Here is a 20,440-nt window from a genome sequence, read left to right as displayed (position 1 = left end):
TTAGCCCGCCGTTTTTTCTCCCAGCTTTTCCACCATGATTTCTCGCATTTTGAATTTTTGTACTTTACCGGTCACCGTCATCGGAAACTCGGAAACCAAAGAAATGTAGGTGGGGATTTTAAAGTGGGTAATCTGCCCCCGGCAGAAATTGATAATATCATCTTCGGTACAGGAGCCCTCATCGTTCAGTTTTACCCAGGCACAGACCTCTTCCCCCATCACCTCATCCGGAATTCCAAATACATGCACATCTTCAATGTTGGAATTGGTAATCAGAAATTCTTCAATCTCTCTTGGATAAATATTTTCGCCGCCCCGGATGATCATATCCTTGATGCGACCGACGATTTTCACGTAGCCACTGCTGTCCATCACACCGATATCCCCGGAGTGCAGCCACCCCTCCTGATCGATGGTTTCAGCGGTTCTCTCAGGATCATCCCAATAGCCGTTCATCACTGAATACCCCTGGGTGCAGATCTCGCCTTTTTCACCTACCGGTACCGTCTTCCCATTTTCATCGACAATCTTCACTTCCAGATGAGGTCCAGGTTTACCGACCGTGGAAATTCTTCGGGTCAATGAATCGTCACGGGAGGTAATATGATTTACCGGACTCAGTTCCGTCTGCCCATAGGCGATCAACACATGTTTCATGTGCATTTTATCCATGACTTTTTTCATCACTTCTTCCGGGCAAGGCGCTCCGGCCATGATGCCCGTTCTGAGAGACGACAAATCGTATTGATCCGCCTCCTCCAGCTCGGCAATAAACATAGTGGGCACGCCGTGTAAGGCAGTGCACTTTCTTCGGGCTACGGTTTCCAGTGTCGCTTTCGGATCAAAGCCATCATTCGGATACACCATGGTTGCCCCGTGGCTGACACACGCTAAATTCCCCATCACCATACCAAAGCAATGGTAAAGCGGCACAGGTATACACAGCTTGTCGTCGGGAGTCAGCTCCATGCTGGCACCCACAAAGTGGCCATTGTTCAAAATATTAATATGACTGAGTGTCGCGCCCTTCGGGCTACCGGTTGTGCCTGAAGTGAATTGGATGTTAATGGCATCACTTGGAGATAAACCCGAACTGAGTTCGCGAACATCGTCATTGGATGTGCTTACCTGAAGCAGCTCATCAAAATTTTTCATGCCCGTTGTTTCTTGCTTCCCCATACGAATCACATATTTCAAATGGGGAAGCTTTGCGCTACCAAGGGAGTCCTGCCCCTTGGAAAGCTCTGGCGCCAGCTCCGAGATCATCGCTACATAGTTAGAGCTTTTAAATTCACCCGCCAGGACCATCGCTTTACAGGATGCTTTATTCAAAGCGTATTCCAACTCATAGAGTCGATAGGCCGGATTGATGCAAACCAGAATGGCGCCGATTTTTGCTGTGGCGAATTGGGTAAGCACCCATTCATAGGAATTGGGCCCCCAGATCGCGACTCGATCTCCGGCCTGAATACCCAGTTTATTCAGGCTGAGCGCGAGACTATTAACCTTGTCGTTGAGTTGTCGGTAGTTCCACTCGATCTTCTGGTGTTCGACAATCAAAGCAGGGTTATCAGGGTGAAGCTCAGCGCTTTTTTCCAGCTGTTCTCCAATAGTGATATTTAGGAGAGGTCTATCTGACTCTCCAACGGCATGGCTGTATTGCAGATTCATGGGGCACCTAGTTTTTTATTATTCGACATAATGAAAGCGCGATGACACTGACCCTATTCGCTTTCAAAAAACTCGTCAACAACATTCAGGAAATACTGTATCCCAATGGGAATCAGATCATCATTAAAGTCGTAGTGCGGGTTGTGCAGCTGGCAAGGGAGGTAGCCACTTTCACCTCCGTCAGCGCCCAGCATAATGTAGCAGCCAGGTTTCGCTTTGAGCATAAAGGCGAAATCTTCCGCACCCATCACAGGATGCATATCCGCATCAACATTCTCTTCTCCGACCACTCTTGTAGCGGCTTTTGCTGCCAATTGAGTTTCAGCCGGACTATTTTGCAGCACCGGATAACCGTACTCATAGCTAAACTCATAATCTGTGCCATGCAGTTCAGCGGTGTGTTTAATCGTCTTAGCCAAACCAGCTTCAACGTCACTGCGTATGTCTTCGTTCAGTGTATAAATAGTGCCTCGAACTAAGACTTCACTCGGCCCCACATGCACACCGGGGCGATCATTTAGCGGGTCACCGGCTTTCACCTGGGTAATGGTTAAGATCAATGCATCGGCGGGATTGATGTAACGCGCTTTGAATTGATGGCAGGCACTGATGGCTTGCGCCGCTGCCAGTACCGGGTCCGCTGTACTATGCTGTGCCGCAGCATGAGTGTTTTCACTCAGCATCTTAAATTCAAAGGTATCAATGGAAGCCAACATCGGACCACTGCGCATGGCAACATAACCAAACGGCAGGCCGGGCATATTGTGTAGAGCAAAAATAGATTCCGCCGGATAGCGTTCGAACAAGCCATCTTTGACCATGGCATTGCCACCACAATGCTCATCGCCGGTTTCTTCGGCAGGCTGAAAAATGAAATGGATGATGCCATCAAAGTTCGGATTTTCAGCCAAAACTTTTGCTGCGCCCAATAAAATTGCGGTATGGCCGTCGTGGCCACAGGCGTGCATTTTTCCATCCACCTGGGAGCGGTAATCCAGCTCATTCAATTCGTGAATGAACAAAGCATCCATATCAGCCCTCAGCCCCAGCCGACGGTTACTGGTACCGGCTTTCAGTGTACCCACTACACCAGTGCCACCAATACCCTCCTCTACCTCCATGCCCAATTCGCGCAGAATCCTGGCAACCATGGCGGCGGTTTGGTGCTCCTCAAAAGCGGTTTCAGGGTGAGCGTGGATATGACGACGCCATTCGGTGACGACGGATTGGGTATCAAGTACAGGCTTATTTATTTTCATCGCGTTGATTTCCAATTTATTGATATTGCTTTGATGCTTATAGATGTTCAGGTTATTAAACCCCTGCGGCTACATAATTAAGTGTGTTAAGCGCCGATTATTTAAGCTGCAAGAATAGTAAAATATGTTACATAAGCTTGCAAACAATATTTTTATGTAATATAAAATACAAAATGTTCGGATCTGCTTACCCTGATGGATAAGTGATATACACCGCTTTATCCGCTACCGAGCCCTTGCACCCAAGCGCAATCCCGCTTGCCAGTGATGCTGGGACTGCCTAAGTTATAGGTAACATTAAAGCAGTAGTCTCCGACACGCTCTATTTACAGATTTGCAGAGATAGACAGTATGGCCAGACGCAGTGATGCCTTGCACGGCGGAAACAAAACTCTCACGCGCAACCGCCCGATTGGCGCGATCGAAAATTCCGCCCTTCTGGTGGTCGATATGCAGTATTACGTGGCCGCCATCGGCTGCGGTGAACATGCGGATATGAACAAAGACAATGTGCCCGAAGACAAACAGTATTTTTTCGATCGCATTGAGAACACCGTGGTACCCAATATTCAGGCACTGCAAAAGTGTTGTCGCACAAACGCTCTGGAGGTCATGTTTACCAATGTCGAAAGCCTGACCAAAGACGGCAGAGATCGTGGGCTGGACTATAAAATCAGTGGCTTTCATATTCCCCCAGGTTCTCAGGACGGTAAAACCCTGGCCCCTATTGCGCCCGTGGACGATGAGATTGTGATTCGTAAAACCTCTTCCAGTGTCTTTAACTCTACGAACATCGATTATGTTTTGCGGGCGATGGAAAAAGATTATCTCATTGTGGTTGGCTTGCTTACGGACCAATGTGTGGAATCAACCGTTCGCGATGCCTGCGACCTGGGCTATCTGGTAACGGTCGTGGAAGATGCCTGCGTCACGTATTCCCAAGATCGGCACGAGCGTGCGCTGGACGCCTATTCCGGCTACTGCCGGCGCATCAGTACCGCTCAACTGATTGCAGAAATTAACGGCGTATCAGCTGGTCATTAAACTCGAATACACATAGCGATAGCCAGGCTGCTTGCCTGGTTTTGACACGACAAGAAATGTAACAAAACTTCCATAATTTAATTTTTTTTAACTTATGGAACAAATAGCTCTTTCCAAACAATAAAGCGGCGATTACGCTAAAAACCGAGGAGAAAGATAATGAAGAAGTTGGCTTTGTGCAGTGCAAGCAGTAGTTTGATAATGAGCGCCCTTGCGCTCGATATTCAATTGGCAAATGCCCAGGAAGCTCAAGGGTCGAGAAGCATCAGTTTAGAGGAGGTGGTGGTTACCGCCCGTAAACGTGAAGAAAACCTCTTTGATGTGCCCATGTCACTGGATGTCTTTTCCGGAGATGAAATTGAGAATACCGGCATCGAAAACGCCACGGATTTCGTCGGTCGCGTGCCAGGCATTTCCACTTCGGGTGATTTTATCTCGCCCGGTAAAGACTTTGTTTACCTCGTCACTCGAGGCGTAGGGGCAAATACAGGGGGTGATCCGGCAACGCCAGTGTTTCTCGACGGCGTCTATCAACCTCGCCTGGCCTTCGACACCGGCTTTATGGATGTTGAGCGCATCGAAATTTTGAAAGGCCCACAAGGTTCCATCTTTGGTCGGAACAGTGAAGGGGGCGCAGTGAATATCGTCACCCGCAGGCCGCATGATGAATTCTCGGGTCGCATGCGTTTTGAACTGGATGACTTTGGCGGCCATAAGGCACAGGCCAGCGTTAACCTTCCCATCAGTGATGTACTGTTCAGTTCAATTGCGGTTGAGTCGCAATACATCGGGGCTTACTTGGAAAACCCGACCATCGGCCGAATAAATCAAGGTCAGCTCGAGCAATCCGCGGGAAGCGTCGATGCCAATGATGGCCATAAAAACAGTGCGCGCTTCGCACTGAACTACGAGCCCAGTGATGAGTTCTCCGCATTTTTAACTTTCGACTATGCCAGGTTTGAAGGTTTGAATGGATTACCCGGTGTCCCCCGAGGCTGTGATTGTTACGAGGTAAATACTGAATTTCAGATTGAAGCCCGTGATGTAAACCGTGGCGGTTCCTTACATTTGGAATGGGATCTGGGTTGGGCTCAACTGTCCTCCATCAGCGGCTATCGCTACCTGTCTACCAAACTGCCTTTTGATTTTGATGGCGGCACAACCTTTACCGATAGCATTCACGATTTCCGCAGCAAACAGGAGTTCTGGTCAGAAGAAATTCGTCTGAGCGGTGACAGTGAGGGTATCAACTGGTTAGTTGGCTTGTATTACTTCGAGGAAGAATTGGATTCCCAACGGGGCTATGATCTGCCAAACAATCCGGCACTACCCGGATTGTTTATTACCGATCAGGATGTCAGAACGGATCGCCAGGGTTATGCGGTTTTTGCTAACGCAGAGATCGATTTAAGTGAATCCCTGGCTCTGACGGTGGGCGGTCGCTATTCCAGTGAAGACATCGATGGTGATTTCTATACCGATTACACCATTGCCGGTTTTAACCTGCATGTAATCGATCAGGATCAGGAAAAAGATACCTTTGAAAGTGTTACTGGCACCGTATCGCTAAAATATTACTGGAACGAAGACATCATGAGCTTTGCGACAGTCTCCCAGGGCTTTAAAGCTGGCGGCTATCCAATTGCACCGATCAGTGCGGTCGATTTCACCGCATTCGATGAAGAAACTTCTACCAATTATGAGCTGGGCTTTAAAGCCGACTTACTCGACAATCGCGTAAAAGTAGAGGGTGCCATCTTCTATATCGAACTGGAGGATCAGCAGCTTTCCACGATTATTGAAGTTAATGGATTACCGGTTGCTTCTACCGCCAACGCGGGTGAATCCCACATCAATGGTGCTGAGCTTGAATTGACAGCCGCACTTACAGAAGGCTTGGTGTTGCGCAGCTCCCTTGGTTATGTCGACACAGAATTTGACGATTACGTGGATACTCAAGGGCAACAACGTGCGGGTGAAAGTTTTCGTTTCACGCCCGAGTTGACCGCCAATATCGGTCTGGATTACAGCATGACGGTAGCGGACAATCGTGAGTTGGTTCTGGCCTTGAATTACCGTTTTGTCGACGATGCCATTCAGGGATTTGGGGCAACTGATCCGGAATTCAATATCGATTCCTACGATATTGTCGATGCCAGCGCAACACTGCATGGTGATCAATGGCAATTGCAATTCTTCGTCGACAATCTCACAGACGAGTATATTGCCACTCGCCACTGGGATGCCTTCTTTTTTAGTGTCGATCGCAACGTAAGCTTTTCCAGCGTACTGCCCCCAAGGAAGTTTGGCTTGCGCATGAGCTACGAGTTCTAGCTGGTCCAGCACGGCATTTTTCATACTCGAATGTCGTGCGGCCCCCTGTAACCGCGGTTGGGTGTCGCGGTTTTGCTCTTGGCACACGGATGTGTTTTTTTATTTTTCTCCTTTTCATTCACTCTGGAGAGTCAATCTTGAATCATTCATTTTCGCTTTTAGGTGACGGCGACCTGTCAGCGTATCGGTGTCTTAATGAAAACTCGACATGCCCACTGCTTATCGTGGTAGATCATGGCGGACGAGCGATTCCCAAACGCTTGCATAATTTGGGCTTAGACCGGGAAACTCTGGATTCTCATATTGCCTGGGATATCGGCGCTGCCAAAGTGGCCGAGTTTCTCGCCGATCATTTTAATGCCTGTACCATTCAAGCGAATTATTCCCGTCTGGTGATTGATTGCAATCGCTATATCACCGACTCTGCATCGATTGTTGAAAGCAGCGATGGTGTTGTTGTCCCGGCGAATCGAAAATTAAACCATTTTGAAGTGGAACGCCGCATCAAGGAAATCTATCGCCCCTATCATTTGGCGATAGAACATCGGATTAACCGCTTTCTGAGCAGCGGCCAGGTACCTTTGATTTTGTCGGTTCACTCCATGACACCTCGACTCGGAGATGCCTGCCGCCAGGAAAGCATTGCAATCTGCTGGGGTGGTGATGGCCGTGCAGCAAAACGTAGCCTGTCACAGCTCAATGAGTGGAGCGATATTATCGTGGGCGACAACACACCCTACGCCGAAGTTTTTGGCGAGGATTACACCATTCCCGAGCACGCCATCTCTCGCGGTTTACCTTCATTGATGGTCGAGTTTCGTCAGGATCTGCTTCGCGAAGAAAGAGGCACTAACCATTGGGCGAAACGCTTCGCTGAAGTTGTTGAGGATTTACTGCAACAACGCTATGGTTTTTTACATTGCCCCGGGCCGATAAGATAAACCATTCATTTTTCTTAATGTTAGCGGCATTTAGAACAATAAGATTGCTAGGTATTAGATATGTCAAAAACAGCAGAACATCAACATCTTGTGATGGTGGCCTGGAACGATTTAACTGGAATCAGCCGAGTGCGAGGTGTTCCCTCCTCGCGTTTGGAATCTCTGAAGGCCAAAGGACTCGGCTGGGCCTGCGCCGGACACGCCCTGCTTCCCAATGGCGATATTGCCGACAATCCCTGGGGACCTATGGATGAAGTCCAGCAAGTTCCTGATGTGGACACCGAAGTTTATCTGGATGCAGATGAGCAGTGGCCAGCCTATCACTTGTTTCTGGCCAACACGCAAACTCCCGATGGAAAACCCTGGCAATGTTGCCCCCGGGTCCTGTGTAAACAAGCGCTAAACGATTTCAAATCCGAAACCGGAGCCGAATTCATTACCGCGTTCGAACATGAATTCACCTTGATCAGTAATGAGAGTAAAGGCTCGGCATTTACGCTGGACGCCACTCGCCAGGGCTCCGTATTTCTGGAAAGCCTTGTGAATCAGGTCTGTAATGCGGGTGTCACCGTCGAGACTTATGAAGCCGAATTTGGTGAGAATCAATACGAGATCAGCTGCGCCCCGAAACAGGGAATCCATGGTGTCGACCAGGCATTGATCGCCAGGGAAGTGATTCGCGAGACCGCCCGGCGGCAGAATATGAGAGCCAGTTTTACACCGAAGCCTTCCCCCTCTGCGCCCGGCAACGGGATGCACTTTCATTTCAGCTTTGTCGATGGCGGCGGTCAGCCCCTGTCGTTTGATCGCCACGCTCCTGGTCAGTTGAGTGAACTGGCGGCGCAATTTGTTGCTGGTATACATGTTCATATGCCAGCTTTAATGGCCTTCGCGGCATCGACCCCCTTGTCTTACGAACGTATCGGCCCCGGTCATTGGAGCTGCGGTTATGCTTGCGTTGGCGTGCAGAACCGGGAAGCGGCTTTGCGTATTATTCCCGTACCGGGAACCTCTTCGGGAGCAAGTCACAATATTGAATTTCGTCCGCCTGATGGCGCAGGTAATCCATATTTATTTGTCGCCGCGTTAATTTACGCCGGTCTGGATGGTGTACGTAGCAAGTTAGAGCTGCCTCCCTTGCTTGAGTGTGATCCGCACAGTTTGAGTGCAGAGGAACAGGAAAAAATGGGCGTTCGCTTATTACCTGGCAGTTTGGGGGAAGCTTTGGATGCCCTGAAGAATGATCGCGTGTTATGTGATGCCCTACCCGATCAATTGTTTGAGGTTTTTATGGCCATCAAAAATGCAGAAATCAAACAAGTAAAAAATATCAGCCTGGAAGAACTGTACAGTTCCTACGGACATATCTATTAGGGGCTTTGAGAGGGCTCTTGGCGATCCTTGTCAGGAGCCCGCTAGAATTAAGAACCCTATCTCAAAACCGAACTAGACTCCACCCTGTGCTTCAAAGTCTTCGCCGATGGCCTCGAGCCTGGCCATTCGGCTTTTGGCTTTGTCGCCAAGCTTACTGGCTGCGCCAGCAATAATAGCCTCGGTTAATGCCATCGCAGGCAGGTTACTGTCGAATGGCGACGGACCTTTAATGTCCACGGTCAATACCGAACTGGCGAACTCCGCCGCTGGCGACAGATAACGATCACTGATTAATAAAATTTCAGCACCCTGTTCATGAGCCTTGCGAACAATATCAAGAGTCTGCTGTTGATAGCGGCGAAAGTCGTAAGCTAATACAACATCTTTCTTATCCATATCCAGCAAACGGTGTTCCGACCAATAACGATCGCCTGCAATGTACGCACAGCCTTTTCTCATGCTTTGCAAATGCAGAGTCAGATAATTTGCCAGGCTTGCTGAAAAACGCCCCCCAATACAATGGATGCGAAGCTTTGGGTCTGTCAGCAAATCGATGAATTTTTTAAATTCCGATTCGGTTATGTCTTTAAAGCTCTGATGCAACCCGGCACTGAATACACTCAGGCAATGACTCAGCAGTTCGTTTTCCGGGTAGCTGTCCTGGGAGTCGGGATATTGCTCAAGCGCAGACTTATGCCGTTCTTTCAATTCAGCCAGTAATCGCTCCTGAAATTCCGGGTAGCTATCAATACCCAATTTGCTGACAAACCTGAGTACCGTCGGCGCACTCACTTTGGCGGTGCTGGCTAACTTGGCAACGGGCTGCAGCCCGGCAGTGGGGTATTCCGCAAGAATAATGCGGGCGATCTTCTTTTCAGAAGTGGTAAGGCTATCCATATGGCCTTTTATAAGCCCAGAAACAATAGAGTTGCTCATTGGAATCCTGATATAGAGTGAAATCTTCCCCGAGGGCCCTTCTGCCCTGAACGACGGTCTATCTGCAAATCGGTTTATTGCAATATAGAACCCATCATTCTATGTAATATATGGTACAAAACAAAGGAGTTTTTATGGTTTTAGAGGTTTTTATTCAGAACCCACTTCCATCTGATGAAGCTTTGTTGGGCCAAAAATTACAATGCTATAATAAGCATTCTTAAACTCAGAACCATTGGCTATACCCTTTCAGCATGAACACCTCTCGATTTATCCGCGCACTCAAGTCCTACCAAGGCGACAATGTGTTCAACCCCTATACCGATGTATGCCCGGTCTACGATCGTTACAATGCCAATGTAATTCGCTCAAAAAACCTTTCCAATATATTGAACTCGCTACAAAACAATGACGTAGATGCCATTTGGATTGGCCGTGATCTAGGGCACCGCGGAGGTCGTCGTACGGGCCTGGCATTAACCGATGAAGTTCGTTTCGAAAGAGCGGAACAGTTTTGGAATGCTAACATCAAGCGAGCCACTAAAGGCGAGGCGGTAGCCGAACGTACTGCATTAAATATTTGGAATTTTCTTGAGAGAACCGGCGAAAATATTTTCACTTGGAATGTTTTCCCTTTCCATCCTCATGAGACCAATACGCCACTCAGCAACCGGAGCCACAGCAGTAAGGAGCGTGATTTTGGCTTAGGCATTTTGGAAAATGTTGTTGCCTTGCTCCAGCCCCGAAAAATTATTGCCATAGGTAATGACGCCCATATCAACGCTGTAAAAGTTTTTGACACACTTCCGATTTACAAGGTTCGTCACCCAAGCTATGGGGGCGAAAAAGACTTTAGAAAGCAGATGTCAGACATTTATAAATTGCCTTGATCCACATTCAGGCATCAATTCAAACGTGCCATTCAAAGAAATTGAGTTCGGTAAATTTGTCTTGAACTCTCAAGTTATTTACTTGGACTTTTCATCACAGCCCAACAAATTAAAGATCTATCCTGAGATGAAAAAACAAGCTAAAAGAATGTTCGACTTTTAAAACATCAAACTATCTTCCTATATACTTGACTAATAAATAGATAGAGTTCGCACGGATTCGGCTGACATTGCATCTAAAACCTCATCCTCACACTGACAATTTAAAACCAGATTGATCTTTACTGAGTTGCAGTATGTTTAAATCCCTTTATTTAACGGCCACTTGTTGCCTTCTAGTCTCAATCTGTTTTAACAACCATGCAGCGAGTGATCCTGGCTCAGGGCTTGAATTCACCGATCTAGGCAGCACTTTGCGAATCGACGGTTGCACCGGCGGCACTTGCCCGGCCAATTTAAATATTCCTGGCAATCTCGCCAGCGCCCCAGGAAAACCGGTTACAGAAATCGGTGACACGCATTCGAAAGCGCCAACCTTTCCTCAGTAACTTTACCCAACGGATTGCTTGTTATTGCCGAAGAAGCATTTCGCGATAACAGTTTAAGCAGCATTAGCCTACCGAATAGCTTAAGCACTTTGGGTTTACGGGCCTTTGTCAGCAACAATCTCGGCAGCATTGACATTCCCGATAGCGTCACCACCATTGCGGTTCAAGTGTTTACCGGGAATAACATCAGCAGCTTCACCCTGCCTTCTGGGCTGAGCCATATTCCCGCAGCAATGTTCGGCTCCAATGCTTTAACAAGTCTGACTCTTCCTGCAGGGATTGCCAGTATTGGCCCACAAGCTTTGCCGAGAACAACATGATCAGCCTTACCTTGAACAATGGGCTCTCTGATATTGGTGAGGCCGCCTTTGCAAATAATTTATTGAGCAGCCTCGTGATACCTGCAAGTGTGACGGACATTCAAGCGTTTGCTTTTGCAGTAAACCCGACCACGACGATTCATTTTGAAGGTGATCGCCCGACACTTCTCGAATCAGGTCCGCTTGCCAGCTTCGCCCATAGCCCACTACTGACGACGATCACCTACTATGGGGATACAAGTGGCTGGCCGGGGAGTGATATCAATGGCATCACACCAACGCCGGTCGCTCGCCCCGTTGCCACGAGTCAGGCGGTTCCGGCTGTACCAGTCGTTCATTTAGCGGCATTAACCCTGCTATTTCTGCTTATCGGGGGTTGGAGCACACGTCGGGCATTGTAAGACTTCAATTTTCGAAGAGTGCTAAAAACCAGAAGATAATCCCAACGACCTAAGGCCATTCTTCAAACAACTGACTTTTTGCCCATTGAGGCGGCTGTGGCCAGCCAACTACAGTTACCTCTCTCAAGCGGAGGGGCAATATGTACAGAGACATTCCACTTTTTCTTGGCCACTGCATGGTCGGTTTTCCATTCTGTTATCTCTTGATTACGGTATACGAGCTTGCCTATGTATTTGCCGCAAATACCCTGATTTATTCAAATCACGATTACTGGCAAGTCTTCAATGGCTGGTTGAGCCATCCTGATACGAATGTGAAAATTGAACTGAATATATTGTTTCCGGTTCTTGAAACTCTGATCTTTCAGGTGCTGATTGTGTGGGTTTTACAAAAATCCACAAAGAACCCATTTATTATTATCGGCTTTGTATCCGTACTGTTTACTTTGGAACACACTTTGTACAGTTCGATGCTCAATGCATTTGGAGCAGGCATTGCCAGCTTGGGTCTAACTTATTTGTATATTCGCAGTAAGAACCAGATAGGGGTTTTCCTGTCTGCAAGTGCCACCGCGATTTCCTATGCACTATTGAGCACGGCTCTGGTTCGGCTTTAAGCCTTTTTAAAGAGACATTCGCTTGCCTTTTATGTACACCTGTTCAATCCCTACAGGTGCAGCAGAATGATCTTCAGCCGATGTATTATCAGAAACTGCACTTTGATCGAACACAACCACATCAGCCTGATAGCCTTCTTTTAAATAACCCACACCGCTAATACCAAAACGATCAGCAGTGGCACCCGTCATCTTCCGAATACAGTTCTCCAAAGAAATATTTTTTTGCTCCCTGGAGAGTTGCAGGAATCTGGGAAAAGAACCAAAGGCCGCCGGGTTTTGAAGGCCGTGCAACTCCGGCCAGGCATCAGTCGAAAAAAGCACCGCCGGGTTTTTCATCAGGGTTTCAATGTGGCCCGGTCCATAGTAAGCGTTGTTGAGCACCCTCGCTTGACTATTGCTTTTCCCCAAAATGTCCAGCAAGGTATTAAACTTACTTTGTTGTTTCAGTTTAGCAATATCAGAGATGCTCTTGCCTTCCATCCCGTCATATTCTTCGCAAGCTGCATAGCTGACAACAATATCACCGTAGGAAAAACCCACCAGGCGAAAACCAACTTCCAGCTCCGCTCTCAACCTGAGGCGAGCAAGCATTGATGTTGCCGCTGCCGGCATGCTTGCCATAAACCAATCCGGGAACATAGTATTGAGAAGTGTGGCGCCGCAATCGTAAGGAAAAATATCAAAACAGATATCAACGCCTCGTTCCCGAGCGTTTTGAATCAGATCCAAGGCTTCTGCGGCGGTTTGCCAAGTTTGCTTGCCTACAAAAATCAAGTGGGAAAACTGAAGCCTGACACCGGTTTCTTCCGCAACGCTGATCATATCTTCAATGGCAAGCAGATTGTGTGCTCGACCAAAGGGTTTAAGGGGATAAGTGCCGGACAATTTCGAAAAAGCTCTCGCGTGAACGGCCATGACTTTTCCGTGTTTCTTACACAGCTTGGCGACTTTAATAATTTCATCTCGCGATACAAAAACACCGGGCTTGTACTGCAAACCTAAGGAAATACCGATAGCACCTTTACCAAGAGCTTCTTCCAGTTTTTGAAACAATAATTCTTCTTCAGACTCATTCAAGTCTCGAGCTTCATACCCGGAAATGGATGTTCGATAACTGCCATGCCCAACCATGGAATAAAAACCATGTTCAATATCGCTTTGGGCCAGGGTTTGATCAAAGCAATGAAGGTCATCCATCACCACACTTTTGTCGCTGGGGACTTCAAACAAGGTATTGTCCAAAAGGGGCTTGTGAGGACCATCCTTTTTGGCGGCGCAGGGGCTGAAGCCGCAGTTTCCTCCTATAAACGAGGTAATCCCCTGGCGAGTGAAGGAATCAAAAAATTCGGGATTCTCAGTCGCGGCATAATAGTCCATATGGGAATGGGCATCGATAAATCCCGGGGCGATGTATTTACCAGTACAATCAATATGCTGCCCTGCCCCTGCGATAAACTCCTGAGAAATATCGATAATTTTGCCTTGATCAATCAATACATTCGCCTGAAAAGGTGGCCGGCCCGATCCATCTACAACGAATCCACCCTGCAAGCAAAAACTTGTCTCAGAAGAAACACTCATCACAAATACTCGATAGATTTAATTATTATCCATTTATACGCCAAGCAGACTAAGCAGAATCAGACAATGGATTTCCATTGCCTGATTTACCACAACCACCAAAACGCTACCAATAGTCACGTTTAAAATTACCCAATCCTCCAATCCCTGTCAACGCCTGCCCAAAACTCACTTACTGCCCTGCGCAGCTTTAATTAGATTGAAGCCTGAGATAACATTCATTGGAAAAGATCGATAAAGAACACTGCAGCCAAACAATCACTATGTCGAGATCCTCGGAATCCTTAAGAATTCGTCGAACACCTGAACAAGATCGCAGCAAAGCGACCCTGCAGGCCATTCATAGCGCAGCCGCATCATTGTTCGGCTCACGCGGTACTGAAGCTGTCAGCATGACAGCAATCGCTGATGCCGCAGGCATGACCAAGGCCGCACTGTACCGCTACTTTGACAACAAACAGGCCCTGATTTACGCCATGGCCAGCGACATGTTCAAGCAGAATCGTCAGCGCTTAATTGACACATTGTCTGAAAACCCAACGTCCGCCAGAGGTAAGCTTAAAGAAGCTTTGCAGGAATACTGTGAACTGCACAGAGAGGAACCGTTTCGGATTCGGCTTTTTTGCGCCCTACATACCGACCCGGAGATTTCACAGTTGGAAATCTCGGAATCAAAGAAGAACGCTGAAATCTGGGCAGACTATATCCTAAAAACCCAGCCTCACCTGGAGAAGAAAAAGCTGCGTCGACATTTGTTTCTGATGATGGAACTCGTCGACGGTTTGACTCGTGTCGTCCTTGCATCCAGTAAAAGCGAATCCAAATTGCTGGTTTCAGATTTTGTGGATAGTTTTTTGGAAGGCGTTGTCGATTAGGGAAGTGAACAAGAACAGGATTTTGAAAATCCGATTGAAAGGTAGCGATAAAACGCGGATAAAAAAGAAATGGGCCTGATAAACAGGCCCAAAATATTAAGCAACAAATTGAAGATAATTCTGTAAACCCATTCGGTCGATCAAACCCAACTGCTGTCGCAGCCAGTACTCATGATCCACCTCGGTATCATCCAGCATTTTCAGCATGATGTCGCGAGTCACATAATCTTTTACCGACTCACAATAAGCCATTGCTTCTTTCAGCTCATTCCCGACGTGGATTTCCAAATCCAGATCGCTTTGCAGCATAGCAGGCACGTCCTTACCGATATTCATCGGTGAGCGTTTCGCCATATTCGGTACACCCCCAAGGAACAGGATGCGGCGAATTAACAAATCAGCATGGCCCAACTCATCATCGCGTTCGTGACCAATGCGCTCATAAAGTTTGGTGAGCCCCCAGTCTTCATACATGCGGGAGTGAATAAAATACTGATCGACGGCCGTCAGTTCGTATTCGAGTAATTTGTTAAGCCAATCAATGACTGCGCTATCACCTTGCATAGGAGCACCTTTAGATGAAATTTTCCATTCTGCGGAGCATAGCGCCAAATTCAAAAAAACTCCAGTTTTTCCTTATAAATCATAAGCTTACAATTGATTATCAAGCGCATTCGAGAGTGTATCTTATTCGTTTTTCGGTTTGCTCCATGATTGCAGTACCACAGCCGCTCCACCCCGAATGCGCTCAGCTGGATTAATCGTCAGCCAACTGGCATATCGCGTTAGTGCCGTCCACTGCCACGACAGTGACAGGCGCCTGGTCGTAAAAACGCTCGTCGGGTTCAAGTCCCCATAAGGTATCACCGACTTTCACTTTGCTGGGCTGCCCCGGAATCATCATCACCACACCTTGGGCTCCAACCAGATTGGCCATCCGGTTGTTGAGATCCTCATGGTCCGATTGAAAGTCCAGAATACCCCGCATTTTGTTAACCGCCAGAAAACTGAAGACAACCGAACTGATCGAATAAATAGCAAGGGCAAGCTGCCAGCCCATGTCAGGCATGAGTAAATGAATAAAACCGGTAAACAAGGCACCGACTGCGGCCCCGAGAAAAAAACCGCCGGGTAAAGCAATCTCGGCTATCAAAAGAACGGCCGCCAGAGTGAGCCAGTGGTAAAAATTCATATCGGCTATAAATTGTATCGCTTCCATTGTTATACCTCGATTGTAATGCTTATAAACGTTCAGGCCCCGAACGGGGCCTGCTTGCTTGAAGGGGTTAGACTGACTTGCCTGCGTCCAGAAGGTCCTTGACGCCTGCCACCGAACCAATGACACTTGAGGCTTCCAAAGGCATCATGATGACCTTGGCATTGTCGGCTCCGGCGATATTGCCCAGGGCATCGACATATTTTTGCGCCACAAAGTAGTTAATGGCTTTGGCATCACCTTCGGCAATCGCGACACTCACCATCTGAGTCGCTTTCGCCTCGGCTTCAGCCTCACGCTCACGAGCCTCCGCTTCCAGGAACGCTGACTGACGCTCACCTTCGGCTTTCAAGATCTGGGAACGCTTTTCACCTTCTGCGACGTTAATCGCCGCTTCACGCTCACCCTCGGCCAATAAAATCTGCGCACGTTTTTCACGCTCGGCCTTCATCTGGTTTGCCATCGACTCAATCAGGTCACGTGGCGGCGTAATATCCTTGATTTCAATACGTGTGACTTTGATCCCCCAGGGATTGGTTGCTTCATCGACTTTGGTCAACAGAGCAGTGTTGATGGAATCCCGATTCGACAACATGGCATCCAGCTCCATAGAACCCAGTACGGCACGAATGTTCGTCATTACCAGGTTTTGCATGGCACGCTCCAGGTTATTCACCTCATAGGAAGCCTTCACCGGATCCAGAACCTGATAAAAGCAAACCGCATCGGTCGTCACCATGGCATTGTCTGCCGAGATCACTTCCTGTGGTTGCACATCCAATACCTGCTCCATCACGATCTGTTTATGACCGATGCCGTCCACCAATGGCACGATCAATCGCAAGCCCGGCTTTAAAGTTCGGGTGTATTTACCAAATCGCTCGACAGTCCACTCTTCACCCTGAGGCACCTGACGCACACCTTTAAAGATGAGAACCAGGCCAAACGCCAATAAAGCCCATACAAAAATACTCGCATCAAACATAACATTAGCCCTTTATTAATGTAATTTGTTACATATTATTAACGCGAGATGAATACTATGAGAAAAATAATTTAAAAGCAATTATTGTTAAGTATAATTAACAATAATGACACTTAAATCATTTTGGAGTGTACGAAAAATGAGCAAAATATTTAATAGCCCGGAAATGAATGAAACCATTCGACGTTATTTCGCCATGGAGAAGAATATGCGTGGTCTGGATTATCGCGAGTTGAGCAAGAGACTGGCCGATGCCGGTGTTGAGCAATCTGAAGGAAATCTGCGCGTCAAGATGACCACCGGAAAACTCGGTACGCCATTGTTTCTGCATTTGCTGATGGCCATGGATGTGAAGCAATTGGATATGGACCAGCTCAGCAATATCTATGAACAAGTGCGTTCTGACCTTCAAAAGAAAGTTTAGGCATCTGTCGCTTAAATCAACAAGCTAAAGAAAGGGCAATTAGATTTTTTATTTATAAACGAAATTAAAGATAGAAAATAAAGTTATTCCAGAGTGGATTTGTATGTCTTTTTTGCCTGTTTATTGTCACTTCCCCCCGTTTTTATCAATTGGGTATATATCCACCAATAAGCCGGGGTGATAGTCAGGAGAAACCCGTATTCACTGCCCCACGCTTTTATTACACTGACCTCATTGCAGCGCACCGTCTGTAATAGTCATCTGACAGATGACTTCGCTACATAAGTATAATAATTGCGGAGGAAATCCAACGTGTCGATACACACTCACGCCCGTAAAAAGCTGCTTCCATTAGCAGTCTCTATGGTCACATTAAGCCTTTCACAAACCGGCTGGGGCCAAGATCAAAACTCAGCAGGAGAACCAGAATTAGAAGAAGTCATGGTAACTGGCTCTTATATCAAGAGCAGTCCCGGTGATGCTGTAGTCCCCGTGCAAGTCATGGGTCGCGAAGACCTGGACGCAATTGGTGCAACCACCGTTGCCGATGTGATTGCCAAACTGGCGATCAGTTCAGGTTCTGAAAACCAATCCGATTCATTTACCCAAGGCTCCACTCAGGGTACATCCAACGTTAACCTTCGCGGCTTAGGCTTGAGTTCAACTCTGGTTCTGATTAACGGCCGTCGACAAACCATTTCCGGTTCACTGACCAACGACGGCAGCGTGTTTGTAGACACCAGTACCATTCCCGCAGAAGCGCTGGAACGTGTCGAAGTTTTAAAGGAAGGTGCCGCTTCTACCTATGGCTCCGATGCCATCGCGGGTGTTGTGAACTTTATCCTGCGCAAAGACTTTGAAGGCATGGAAGTCAATGTGGGCTACCAGACCACCCATGACGATGACCAGGAAGACCGAGACATCGGCTTTATCTGGGGCGGCGGTAACGACAAAACCCACGTGACCATATCCGGCCACTTTCTGGACCGCACACCACTGAGTGTCGCCCAGCGCCCGGAACTCGCAGACAACGCCATCAGTACCCTGTACTCAACCTTCTTGCCCGTTGCACCAGTAACGGTTGCAGACGGACCTTACGCTGGCAGCTACGGACAGTTTGAAAATGTTCCCCTTGCCGGTTGTACCAACACCACGGGCGGTGTACTTATTCCACAACCAAGCGGAGCACGCTGCGGCTTCCATTACGGCCCGCGCTTTAACTTGGTCAACACGGAACACCGTCGTCAGCTTTACACAAATCTGACCCACGAATTCGATAATGGCATGACCCTGTTCGCTGAAGCGGGTTGGGCAAACAATAATGTGGAAGACAACCCCCAGTCGCCCAGTTACCCTTACTTGGCCTTCCCGGTCATTCTGCCGAATCACCCAGGCAACCCCTTTGGTGCGCCGGTGGTATGGTTGGGTCGCCCACTCGGTGCCGACTTCCCATCGCCTAATGCGCCGCGTGAAAATGACAACCGCCGCTTCTCCCTTAATTTGACCGGAGAATTTGAAAACGGCTGGTCCTATGACACAGCCCTGACCTATTCAGAAAACAAATACCGTCAAATTCAACCGGACACCATTCAGTCTCGCCTGAATGCCGCACTGGTTGGTCAAGGTGGACCAAATGGTGATCAATTCTTTGATCCGTTTAATCCCGCCAACAACAGCCAGGAGCTGATTGACTACATTTCTTACGATACCGACACACGCCGCACGACCGATCTTATGGTCTGGGATGCCGTTGTAGCCGGAGAGCTGTTTGAAATGTCAGGCGGCAGCGCGGGCTTCGCGTTTGGTGTGCAAGCTCGTCAGGAAAATTATGAAGTCGAAACCGACGATCTCTATGAAATTCGCTTCGACGCCAATGGCAACCCCATCCCGGTTGATCTGATTTTCCTCGGTGGTGTTTCCGAAGTTAAAACGGATCGCAGCAGTTACGCGGTGTTTGCTGAAACCAAACTGCCTGTCACCGACGACCTGGAAGTCACCGCCGCAGTACGCTACGAGAAACTCGATAACGACAGTAGCGTTGATCCAAAACTGGCCATGCGCTGGCAGATCAGCGATCAGTGGATTGCACGTGCATCGGTATCGACCTCCTTCCGTGAGCCCTCCCTGTCCCAACTGAATGCCACCGCCGTGAGTCTGCAAGGTATTCAGGATTTCAATCCAGACGGTACACCCAAAGGGGGCGTTGCCTTTATCCGCGTTGCCTCTCAAGGTGCACAAGATCTGACGCCGGAAGAATCCACTAACTACAACTTGGGTCTGATCTTCCAGCCTACCGAAGATCTGGAGCTGAAACTGGATTACTGGCGTGTGGATTATGAAGACCTGATCACTCAACAGAGTGCCCAGGGTATTGTGATCGCCAACCCGAATGATCCTAATGTCATTCGTACTCCAAGCGGCCAGCTGATTGGCATCAACACTCGCTACTTCAACTCTTCTGAAGTGGAAGTGGATGGATTGGATTTCGAAGCCATCTGGAGCTTGGGCGATGCCTGGTCAGTGAAGGCTAACTTATCCCACTTCCTTAACTACGACCTGACCCTGGCGGACGGCCGTACCGTGGAAGCGGCAGGTTTCTTCAACCATGACAACTTCGCACGTTCATTGCCGGAAACCAAAGCCAATGCGATTCTCAGCTGGATTGATGAAGATCAGCGAGCCAACCTGGTGCTGAACTACATCTCAAGCTACGAAACCACTCGCGCGGTACCTGCAGATGAAAGCCAGAGCATTGATTCCTACATTACTCTGGATGCGAACTACAGCATTAACCTGCCTTTGGGCTTTACGGATGATTCCGAAACCACTTTGACCTTTGGTATCAAGAATCTGCTGGACGAAGAGCCGCCGCGTGTATACGACGCTGCGAACTACAGCTATGACCCTAAGCAGCATAGCCCACTGGGTCGTGTGTTCTACGCCAAAGCGAAATTCCGTTTCTAAACGTTGTAAGTGACATCTCCTGTCATTCAAGCGGCCTACGGGCCGCTTTTTTAGTTC

At 48.2% G+C, this 20,440-nt stretch carries 17 protein-coding genes and 1 pseudogene; 11 read left to right on the top strand and 7 right to left on the bottom strand.

Annotated features, from left to right (window positions below; all coding sequences use genetic code 11):
* Together G8768_RS06975 and G8768_RS06970 are read right to left on the bottom strand one after the other, a co-directional pair.
* Positions 1-1,671, bottom strand: a complete 1,671-nt coding sequence (locus tag G8768_RS06975) for an AMP-binding protein (protein WP_166849359.1) — start codon at positions 1,669-1,671, stop codon at positions 1-3.
* Between the two features lie 53 nt (positions 1,672-1,724).
* The gene (locus tag G8768_RS06970; RefSeq protein ID WP_166849361.1) at positions 1,725-2,930 is read right to left on the bottom strand and encodes an amidohydrolase; all 1,206 of its coding nucleotides are present in this window, start codon (positions 2,928-2,930) and stop codon (positions 1,725-1,727) included.
* A 351-nt stretch (positions 2,931-3,281) separates the two neighbouring features.
* Here G8768_RS06970 and G8768_RS06965 point away from each other — a divergent pair, with 351 nt between their 5' ends.
* From G8768_RS06965 to G8768_RS06950, 4 genes are all read left to right on the top strand, one after another.
* Positions 3,282-3,974 carry a cysteine hydrolase family protein gene (locus G8768_RS06965; RefSeq protein WP_166849364.1) on the top strand — a complete coding sequence of 231 codons (693 nt, stop codon included), beginning with the start codon at positions 3,282-3,284 and terminating at the stop codon, positions 3,972-3,974.
* A gap of 159 nt (positions 3,975-4,133) precedes the next feature.
* Entirely contained in the window at positions 4,134-6,308 is a 2,175-nt protein-coding gene (locus G8768_RS06960; protein ID WP_166849366.1) for a TonB-dependent receptor, read from the top strand.
* A gap of 137 nt (positions 6,309-6,445) precedes the next feature.
* Positions 6,446-7,249, top strand: a complete 804-nt coding sequence (locus G8768_RS06955; RefSeq protein WP_166849369.1) for an N-formylglutamate amidohydrolase — start codon at positions 6,446-6,448, stop codon at positions 7,247-7,249.
* Positions 7,250-7,309: 60 nt separating this feature from the next.
* Positions 7,310-8,623, top strand: a complete 1,314-nt coding sequence (locus G8768_RS06950; RefSeq protein ID WP_166849372.1) for a glutamine synthetase family protein — start codon at positions 7,310-7,312, stop codon at positions 8,621-8,623.
* A 72-nt stretch (positions 8,624-8,695) separates the two neighbouring features.
* On the opposite strand, the gene G8768_RS06945 is transcribed toward G8768_RS06950, so the two are convergent.
* A complete protein-coding gene (locus G8768_RS06945) occupies positions 8,696-9,520 on the bottom strand; it encodes a MurR/RpiR family transcriptional regulator (protein ID WP_166849375.1) in 825 nt (274 codons plus the stop codon).
* A gap of 293 nt (positions 9,521-9,813) precedes the next feature.
* Between G8768_RS06945 and G8768_RS06940 the strand changes: the two genes are divergently transcribed.
* From G8768_RS06940 to G8768_RS06925, 4 genes and pseudogenes are all read left to right on the top strand, one after another.
* The gene (locus tag G8768_RS06940; protein WP_166849378.1) at positions 9,814-10,449 is read left to right on the top strand and encodes a uracil-DNA glycosylase; all 636 of its coding nucleotides are present in this window, start codon (positions 9,814-9,816) and stop codon (positions 10,447-10,449) included.
* Positions 10,450-10,978: 529 nt separating this feature from the next.
* Positions 10,979-11,317: pseudogene (locus tag G8768_RS06935) on the top strand (leucine-rich repeat domain-containing protein); the annotation flags it as partial.
* Positions 11,314-11,718: a leucine-rich repeat protein gene (locus tag G8768_RS06930; protein ID WP_166849381.1), complete on the top strand. Its 405-nt coding sequence runs from the start codon at positions 11,314-11,316 to the stop codon at positions 11,716-11,718. The pseudogene G8768_RS06935 and the gene G8768_RS06930, both read left to right, overlap by 4 nt.
* A 140-nt stretch (positions 11,719-11,858) precedes the next feature.
* Positions 11,859-12,335, top strand: coding sequence for a CPBP family glutamic-type intramembrane protease (locus G8768_RS06925; protein ID WP_166849384.1), 477 nt, complete (start codon positions 11,859-11,861; stop codon positions 12,333-12,335).
* A 6-nt stretch (positions 12,336-12,341) separates the two neighbouring features.
* On the opposite strand, the gene G8768_RS06920 is transcribed toward G8768_RS06925, so the two are convergent.
* Complete coding sequence (locus tag G8768_RS06920; RefSeq protein ID WP_166849387.1) at positions 12,342-13,832, bottom strand: N-acyl-D-amino-acid deacylase family protein; 1,491 nt, start codon at positions 13,830-13,832, stop codon at positions 12,342-12,344.
* A 350-nt stretch (positions 13,833-14,182) separates the two neighbouring features.
* Here G8768_RS06920 and G8768_RS06915 point away from each other — a divergent pair, with 350 nt between their 5' ends.
* Positions 14,183-14,794, top strand: a complete 612-nt coding sequence (locus G8768_RS06915) for a TetR/AcrR family transcriptional regulator (protein WP_166849390.1) — start codon at positions 14,183-14,185, stop codon at positions 14,792-14,794.
* Between the two features lie 96 nt (positions 14,795-14,890).
* Here G8768_RS06915 and bfr read toward each other — a convergent pair whose 3' ends face one another.
* The 3 genes from bfr to G8768_RS06900 form a co-directional block, all read right to left on the bottom strand.
* Complete coding sequence (gene bfr, locus G8768_RS06910; RefSeq protein ID WP_166849393.1) at positions 14,891-15,358, bottom strand: bacterioferritin; 468 nt, start codon at positions 15,356-15,358, stop codon at positions 14,891-14,893.
* Positions 15,359-15,551: 193 nt separating this feature from the next.
* Positions 15,552-16,013 (bottom strand): NfeD family protein, encoded by a 462-nt coding sequence (locus tag G8768_RS06905; protein ID WP_166849396.1) that lies wholly within the window; start codon positions 16,011-16,013, stop codon positions 15,552-15,554.
* A gap of 67 nt (positions 16,014-16,080) precedes the next feature.
* Complete coding sequence (locus G8768_RS06900; RefSeq protein WP_166849399.1) at positions 16,081-16,995, bottom strand: SPFH domain-containing protein; 915 nt, start codon at positions 16,993-16,995, stop codon at positions 16,081-16,083.
* Between the two features lie 139 nt (positions 16,996-17,134).
* Here G8768_RS06900 and G8768_RS06895 point away from each other — a divergent pair, with 139 nt between their 5' ends.
* Positions 17,135-17,419, top strand: coding sequence for a DUF6471 domain-containing protein (locus G8768_RS06895; protein ID WP_166849402.1), 285 nt, complete (start codon positions 17,135-17,137; stop codon positions 17,417-17,419).
* Positions 17,420-17,860: 441 nt separating this feature from the next.
* Complete coding sequence (locus G8768_RS06890; protein WP_243749368.1) at positions 17,861-20,383, top strand: TonB-dependent receptor; 2,523 nt, start codon at positions 17,861-17,863, stop codon at positions 20,381-20,383.
* Positions 20,384-20,440 lie beyond the last annotated feature (57 nt).

Source organism: Pseudoteredinibacter isoporae (assembly GCF_011602085.1).
Classification (GTDB): Bacteria; Pseudomonadota; Gammaproteobacteria; order Pseudomonadales; family Cellvibrionaceae; genus Pseudoteredinibacter; species Pseudoteredinibacter isoporae.
The sequence above is the reverse complement of the archived record's forward strand: the minus strand, read 5'-3'. Positions and strand labels throughout refer to the sequence as shown.

What these genes read in the sequence shown, in the direction of transcription:
- G8768_RS06975 (WP_166849359.1), bottom strand. Translation starts at nt 1,671, where the DNA reads ATGAATCTGCAATACAGCCATGCCGTTGGAGAGTCAGATAGACCTCTC.
- G8768_RS06970 (WP_166849361.1), bottom strand. Translation starts at nt 2,930, where the DNA reads ATGAAAATAAATAAGCCTGTACTTGATACCCAATCCGTCGTCACCGAA.
- G8768_RS06965 (WP_166849364.1), top strand. Translation starts at nt 3,282, where the DNA reads ATGGCCAGACGCAGTGATGCCTTGCACGGCGGAAACAAAACTCTCACG.
- G8768_RS06960 (WP_166849366.1), top strand. Translation starts at nt 4,134, where the DNA reads ATGAAGAAGTTGGCTTTGTGCAGTGCAAGCAGTAGTTTGATAATGAGC.
- G8768_RS06950 (WP_166849372.1), top strand. Translation starts at nt 7,310, where the DNA reads ATGTCAAAAACAGCAGAACATCAACATCTTGTGATGGTGGCCTGGAAC.
- G8768_RS06945 (WP_166849375.1), bottom strand. Translation starts at nt 9,520, where the DNA reads ATGGATAGCCTTACCACTTCTGAAAAGAAGATCGCCCGCATTATTCTT.
- G8768_RS06940 (WP_166849378.1), top strand. Translation starts at nt 9,814, where the DNA reads ATGAACACCTCTCGATTTATCCGCGCACTCAAGTCCTACCAAGGCGAC.
- G8768_RS06930 (WP_166849381.1), top strand. Translation starts at nt 11,314, where the DNA reads ATGATCAGCCTTACCTTGAACAATGGGCTCTCTGATATTGGTGAGGCC.
- G8768_RS06925 (WP_166849384.1), top strand. Translation starts at nt 11,859, where the DNA reads ATGTACAGAGACATTCCACTTTTTCTTGGCCACTGCATGGTCGGTTTT.
- G8768_RS06915 (WP_166849390.1), top strand. Translation starts at nt 14,183, where the DNA reads ATGTCGAGATCCTCGGAATCCTTAAGAATTCGTCGAACACCTGAACAA.
- bfr (WP_166849393.1), bottom strand. Translation starts at nt 15,358, where the DNA reads ATGCAAGGTGATAGCGCAGTCATTGATTGGCTTAACAAATTACTCGAA.
- G8768_RS06905 (WP_166849396.1), bottom strand. Translation starts at nt 16,013, where the DNA reads ATGGAAGCGATACAATTTATAGCCGATATGAATTTTTACCACTGGCTC.
- G8768_RS06900 (WP_166849399.1), bottom strand. Translation starts at nt 16,995, where the DNA reads ATGTTTGATGCGAGTATTTTTGTATGGGCTTTATTGGCGTTTGGCCTG.
- G8768_RS06895 (WP_166849402.1), top strand. Translation starts at nt 17,135, where the DNA reads ATGAGCAAAATATTTAATAGCCCGGAAATGAATGAAACCATTCGACGT.
- G8768_RS06890 (WP_243749368.1), top strand. Translation starts at nt 17,861, where the DNA reads ATGGTAACTGGCTCTTATATCAAGAGCAGTCCCGGTGATGCTGTAGTC.